Raw genomic sequence first — 3,807 nt, forward strand, 5'->3', positions numbered from 1 at the left:
GCTCGTCGATGATCACCAGTGCGAGGTTCTTGAATTGCACTTCGTCCTGGAACAGCGCGTGGGTGCCGACCACCATCGGTGTGCCGCTGGCGATCTGCTCCAGCGCGGCGACGCGGTTCTTGCCCTTGAGCTTGCCGGCCAGCCAGGCGACTTCAATGCCCAGCGGTTCGAGCCAGCGCTTGAAGGTGATGAAGTGCTGTTCGGCGAGGATCTCGGTCGGCGCCATCAGCGCGACCTGATAACCGGCCTCCAGAGCTTGCAGGGCGGCGAGTGCGGCGACCACGGTTTTACCGGCGCCAACGTCGCCCTGAATCAGCCGCAGCATCGGTTCGTGCTGGCTGAGGTCGTAGGCGATTTCGTTGCCGACACGTTGTTGCGCGCCGGTCGGGTTGAAGCCGAGGTTGGCGAGGTATTTCGGCGGCAGCTTCGTGGCTTTTGGCATCGCCGGTGCGCGCAATGAACGCATGCTTTCACGCAGGCGTTGCTGGGACAACTGATGGGTCAGCAGCTCTTCGAAGGCCAGGCGATGCTGGGCCCAGTGATGACCGAGGGCCAGTTCATCGACGTCGGCATCGGCGGGCGGGTTGTGCAGGTAGCGAATCGCATCGGCCAGCGGCGCCAGTTGGTAGTCGCGCGCCAGTTCGGTCGGCAGCCAGTCGGGCAGGGTGGCCGGCTTGAGCATCGTCAGCGTTTGCATGCACAACTGGCGCAGACGCGCCTGGGTCAGGCCTTCGGTGAGCGGGTAGACCGGGGTCAGGGTTTCATCCACGGGCGGCGGTTCGTCACCGGTGATGGCGCGGTATTCCGGGTGGTAGATTTCCAGCCCTGAAGCGCCGGGCCGGGCTTCGCCGTAGCAGCGAACCCGCGTGCCGCGCTTGAGGCCTTCTTTCTGCGCGTTACTGAAATGGTAGAAGCGCAGACTCAAGCCCCCGGTGCCGTCCTGCAAGCGCACAACGAGGCTGCGACGGCGACCCATGACGACGTCGGCACCGCTGACGGTGCCTTCGACCACGGCGTCCTGACCCGGCCGTAACGCACCGATCGGCACCACGCGGGTGCGATCCTGATAACGCAGCGGCAGGTGGAACAGCACGTCCTGCAGGTTCTCCAGGCCGACCTTGGCCAGTTTCTCGGCCATGGCTTCGCCGACACCCTTGAGTGCCGTCACCGACACTTGCGACAGCTCCGTCATGACGCTCGCTTAACCGGCGGTGACCGGTGCCGCTGGCTTGGCCACCGAACACAGGCGAATGGAATCGGCGAGGATCTCGATGGCTTTCGGCCGCGGGAAGCTCGCGCGCCAGGCGATGGCCACGGTGCGGAAGGGTACCGGTGGTGACAGCGGACGCACTTCGATGACGCCGGGGGCGTAGTGATGGCTGTCGACGGCCGACAACGGCAGGATCGAGATGCCCAGGCCGGAAGCGACCATGTGCCGAATGGTTTCCAGCGAGCTGGATTCGACCGTGGTGTGTTTGGCGCCGTCGTTGCCTTTGGTCAGGGTCGGGCAGGCTTCGAGCACTTGATCGCGGAAGCAATGACCTTCGCCGAGCAGCAGCAGGCTCTTGTCGTTGAGCAGGCCGGCGTCGATGGTTTCTTTCTGTGTCCACGGGTGCTGGGCCGGCATCAGGACGTAGAACGGCTCGTCGTAGAGCGGCAGGGTCAGCACGTCGGCTTCGTTGAACGGCAGGGCGATGATGATCGCGTCGAGCTCGCCGTTGCGCAGTTTGTCGCGCAGCACGTGGGTGAAGTTTTCTTCGATGTACAACGGCATCTGCGGGGCGACCCGGTGCAGTTGTGGAATCAGGTGCGGGAACAGGTACGGCCCGACGGTGTAGATCGCGCCGACTTTCAGCGGTGCGGTCAACTGGTTCTTGCCGGCCTGGGCCAGTTCACGAATGCCTTGCGCCTGCTCGAGCACCTTTTGCGCTTGGGCGACGATGCCTTCGCCGACCGGGGTCAGGCGCACGGCGCTTTTGCTGCGCTCGAAAATCAGCACACCGAGTTCGTCTTCAAGCTTTTTCACGCCCACCGACAGGGTTGGCTGGCTGACGTGGCAACGCTCGGCGGCGTGGCCGAAGTGCTGCTCTTGGGCGAGGGTAACGATGTAGCGTAATTCAGTGAGGGTCATAGCAAGCGTCCATGAAGATGCAGGCCAAGCATACCGGCTGCAATTGATAGACGCACGTTATCAGACTGAGTGAGGAATGCGACACCGGCCAATGTGGGTTTGCCGCGTGCAGATACGCAAAAGGCACCTTTCGGTGCCTTTTTGGCTGGCTATTACATCATCCTGTGGGAGCGAGCTTGCTCGCGAATGCGGTATGTCAGACGAAACTGCTCTGACTGACCTGGCCCCTTCGCGAGCAAGCTCGCTCCCACAGGGTATTGCGGTGTTGCTTAGCGGCGGCGATCGAGTGAGTACACAAACGGCGCCACAATTTCGATCGAGCCATTGGTCAACATGTCGGCTGGTGGCTTGGGCAGCGGTTGCGCGCGGCGGATCATTTCCAGGGTGGCCCGGTCCAGATCGGCGTTGCCGGAGCGGCTTACCAGTTCGAACGACAATACGTTGCCTTCGCCATCGACCACAAAGCGCAGACGGTTCAAGCCCTCCTTGCCGCGAGCCTGAGCACTTTGCGGGTACTTTTTGTACTTGGCCAGGTGTGCGAGCAGGGTGCCTTGCCAGCTGGCCTTGGCCGCCAACTGTGCCGGCGACGGGCCCGGCGCAGGCGCAGCGGATTTCTCCGTCGGTGCCGGGGTCGGTGGCGTATCGGCCGGTTTTTCCTCGGAAGGTTTTTCCTTCGGCGGATCAGGCAGCTTTTTCTCGACCGGCTTCGGCGGTTTAGGCTTTGGCTTGGGCTTGGGTTTCTGCACCGCGATTTCGGCTTTCGGTGCTTCAGCCAGTTTCGGAATCGGCAACTCTTCCACCGGAGCCGGCGGCTGCGGCGGTGTGACGACTTTCGGCGGAGCCGGCGGTGGCGGTGCCGGAACCGGTGCCAGTTCGACCATCATTGCCTGCGGTGGCAGTTCGATGGGCGGGCGGGCGGTCCAGTTCAGCGCCAGCGCGATGGCCAGCGCATGCACGCCCAGCACCACGGCCAGGCTACCGCCGTAACGCGTCAGCTTATGGCGCGTCTTGATCATTTCTTGGCAGCCGTCTCAAGCCCGACCAGACCGACCTTCAGGTAGCCGGCGGAGCGCAACTTGTCCATCACGCTCATCAGGTCACCGTAGTCCACGCCTTTGTCAGCCTGGAAGAAGATGGTGGTGTCTTTCTTGCCTTTGGTCTTGGCGTCGAGCGCGGCGCCAAGGGTGTCGGCTTTGACTTCGTCGTCGCCGATGTACAGGCGCTGGTCAGCCTTGACGCTGAGGAACACCGGTTTCTCCGGGCGTGGCGCCGGTTTGGCGGTCGAGGCTGGCAGGTCGACTTTGATATCGACGGTGGCCAACGGTGCGGCCACCATGAAGATGATCAACAGCACCAGCATCACGTCGATGAACGGCGTGACGTTGATTTCGTGGTTCTCGGCCAGATCGTCGTCTGCGCCTTCTTTCAAATGCAGGCCCATGGCCGATTACCCCACTTTCACCATGTGCGGTTGCGAGCTGCTGCGCTCAGGCTGGTGGTCGAGGTCGCGGCTGACCAGCAGCAGCACCTGCGCCGAGGCATCGGACACCTGCGCCTTGTAACCGGCAATGGAGCGGGCGAACACGTTGTAGATGACAACGGCTGGAATCGCTGCAACCAGACCCAGCGCAGTGGCCAGCAACGCCTCGGCGATGCCCGGCGCGACGACGGCAAGG

4 protein-coding genes and 1 pseudogene are annotated in these 3,807 nt (G+C 63.2%); all 5 read right to left on the bottom strand.

Annotation, left to right across the window (positions count from 1 at the left end; all coding sequences use genetic code 11):
* Nucleotides 1–1,192 (bottom strand): annotated as a pseudogene (locus DBR24_RS32565) (DEAD/DEAH box helicase); the annotation flags it as partial.
* Nucleotides 1,193–1,201: 9 nt separating this feature from the next.
* Nucleotides 1,202–2,131: a hydrogen peroxide-inducible genes activator gene (locus DBR24_RS17120; protein ID WP_007920331.1), complete on the bottom strand. Its 930-nt coding sequence runs from the start codon at nt 2,129–2,131 to the stop codon at nt 1,202–1,204.
* A gap of 269 nt (nt 2,132–2,400) precedes the next feature.
* Nucleotides 2,401–3,147, bottom strand: coding sequence for an energy transducer TonB (locus DBR24_RS17125; RefSeq protein WP_128615335.1), 747 nt, complete (start codon nt 3,145–3,147; stop codon nt 2,401–2,403).
* Nucleotides 3,144–3,572 (bottom strand): TonB system transport protein ExbD, encoded by a 429-nt coding sequence (gene exbD, locus DBR24_RS17130; protein ID WP_123469870.1) that lies wholly within the window; start codon nt 3,570–3,572, stop codon nt 3,144–3,146. Before exbD ends, DBR24_RS17125 begins: the two co-directional genes overlap by 4 nt.
* A 6-nt stretch (nt 3,573–3,578) precedes the next feature.
* Nucleotides 3,579–3,807: MotA/TolQ/ExbB proton channel family protein (locus DBR24_RS32570; RefSeq protein ID WP_256591588.1), on the bottom strand; the 229-nt coding region annotated here is incomplete at its 5' end.

The sequence above is a fragment of the Pseudomonas sp. HMWF006 genome (assembly GCF_003061205.1).
In the GTDB taxonomy this organism is placed as follows: domain Bacteria; phylum Pseudomonadota; class Gammaproteobacteria; order Pseudomonadales; family Pseudomonadaceae; genus Aquipseudomonas; species Aquipseudomonas monsensis.